The following is a 1,922-nucleotide window of genomic DNA, read 5'->3' on the forward strand; positions in this document are numbered from 1 at the left end:
GATCGGGTAGGAGGCGGGGTCGCCCCCGCCGTCCTCCCACACCACCGTACGTACGGTTCCGTATACGGCGGTTCAGGCCATGCGATTAAGCCGGTTGATCGTATCCAGTATCGAGACCAGCCCAAGTCTGTCCCACAGCGTCTTCGGCAGCGCCTGATTCATATGTGGCGCTCCCGAGTTCCACCACGGGCCTCGCCCATTGAAGGCTGATTTGCAGGCACGTTCCTCGCTCAAGCCAAGACGCATCAAGTTGCGCGCCCTCGTAGAGGGCTGCTTCCATTGACGCCAGATGACGCAGCGAAGTTTGTGCCTGACCCAGCCATCCAACTCTTCCAGTGGACGCTTGCTCTGGCTGAGCTTGAAATAGCCGGCCCAACCACGCAGCACTGGATTGATCCGCCCGATGACGCTCGCCACCTTCTGCTTCCGGACTGCGCGCAGCAATTCCCCGAGCCGGGCGCGCAAGCGCCTTAGGCTCATCGTCGCCACTCGCAGCCTAGGCTGCGGGTGCCAGCTCATCCCATACCCCAGGTAATCGCACTTCCACGATCCCGCCACTCGGCTCTTGTCTCGGTTCACCGTCAGTTTCAGGCGTTGATTCAAGAACCGCTCGACACTGGCCAGCACCCGTTCGCCAGCACGAGGACTACGAACATAAATATTCGCATCATCGGCATAACGCGCGAAGCGATGACCACGCCCTTCCAGCTCACGGTCGAGCTCATCGAGCAGGATGTTCGATAGCAGCGGCGAGAGTGGGCCGCCTTGCGGCGTCCCCTCCGGCCGATGGCTAACAACCCCGCCCGACATGACTCCCGCTTCGAGGTAGCGACGGATGAGTCTGAGCACGCGCGGATCTTCGACATGGCGCTCAACGCATGCCATCAGGATGTCGTGGTTGACCCGGTCGAAGAATTTCTCCAGGTCAAGCTCCACGCACCAGCGATGTCCCGCCGCCACATGGGCGCGGGCCATCTCGACAGCCTGGTGAGCGCTTCTGCCCGGACGAAAGCCGTAGCTGTAGTCCGAGAACAGCGGATCGAAGATCGGCGTGAGCTGTTGCAGCAGGGCTTGTTGGATCAGGCGATCCACGACACTGGGAATACCCAGTTGCCGGATACCGCCCCGCGGCTTGGGAATTTCAACCGCACGCACTGCCTGGGGATGGTACTCACCGGCCAGCAACCTGGCCTTGAGGACTGGCCAATACTGTTTCACGTAGCCTGCCAAGTCGACGACCGTCATGCCATCGGCACCCGGCGCCCCCTTGTTGCTGACCACGCGCTGATACGCACGCTTGAGGTTGCCCGGTGCAAGCACCTGCTCCATCAGCGTGTCCGGCTCCGCGTTCGTCCACGTCACTGACGCCATTGATACCTCTGCGCTGCCAGGCGTCATCCTCGGCTTCTGGCCGGGACTCGGGGTGACAGTCTTCTCTTGGAGAAATTTCTGCATTTCGGTTATCAACGAGACACTGACGCCTACTGGCGGCATAACCTGTTCGGCCCTTGGTGGCGCGGTCAACTGCCACTTACTACGGCCTCGGCTGACTTCTGCACGCCCATCCCGTCGCCTTTCGACGCTCGGTAGCACACTGGCAAGCGCACAGATCTCCCAGGGTAATTCGCGCGACCTTCCTGCTTATGCCTGTCGGATCTACGTCACAGCGTTCCGTGCAAGTATCGGGCTTTGACGATTTCGGCCGTCTTACCCCGCTGCGTCGCCTCTATCCGCTTCCTGTTCGTCAGGCCAGCATTTTGCCTCGGGCTTCCTTCAGATTCGCAGTCACCCACGACACCCTTGCCTCTGGCTAACACTTCCCCTCGCCGGGTGTGTAGAGGACTTTCACCTCCAAGTCACCAGTGCAGCCACCACAGCCGAACTGGTTGCGCTAACGCGCAACGCGCCATGCCTGGCGCACC

Annotated in this window: 1 protein-coding gene; it reads right to left on the minus strand. The window is 61.3% G+C overall.

The window, feature by feature from the left end; genetic code table 11:
• Window positions 1-72: 72 nt before the first annotated feature.
• Window positions 73-1,494, minus strand: coding sequence for a group II intron reverse transcriptase/maturase (gene ltrA / locus ACSZPK_RS26895; RefSeq protein WP_437884671.1), 1,422 nt, complete (start codon window positions 1,492-1,494; stop codon window positions 73-75).
• Window positions 1,495-1,922: the final 428 nt, after the last annotated feature.

Source organism: Pseudomonas sp. LRF_L74, assembly GCF_965644255.1.
Classification (GTDB): domain Bacteria; phylum Pseudomonadota; class Gammaproteobacteria; order Pseudomonadales; family Pseudomonadaceae; genus Aquipseudomonas.

Bases quoted from the DNA above. Each gene is read 5' to 3' on its own strand.
- ltrA (WP_437884671.1), bottom strand. From the start codon at position 1,494: ATGCCGCCAGTAGGCGTCAGTGTCTCGTTGATAACCGAAATGCAGAAA.